The following is a 270-nucleotide window of genomic DNA, read 5'->3' as shown; positions in this document are numbered from 1 at the left end:
GTCCTGGCGTTCCGCTTCGGCGCCGCTGGCGATCCGGGCGCGGAGATGCTCGGGGCCGTAACCAAAGGCATCAACGAGGTCCACCGCGTGCGGGCGGATCTTGACCAGGAGCCGGTTGATGTAGGTACCCACCGTCCGGCCACGCTGCATGGAGAGCCGGCCGTTCATGAGGTACCAGGAAAGATGCTTCTCAATGAGGGACAGGCCAAAGAGATCGCGCAACCACGTCAGCACCCGCTTGGTTCCCTCGTCCGGGGCCTGGGCGAGGGA

At 65.6% G+C, this 270-nt stretch carries 1 protein-coding gene; it reads right to left on the bottom strand.

The genetic code is table 11. The features are described 5' to 3' along the window. Positions 1 to 270: acyl-CoA dehydrogenase (locus ACPYOG_RS19605; RefSeq protein WP_481295793.1), on the bottom strand; the 270-nt coding region annotated here is incomplete at both ends.

It is taken from the genome of Leifsonia sp. HAY1-4F (assembly GCF_056755275.1).
This window is presented reverse-complemented; position numbering and strand designations above follow the sequence as displayed.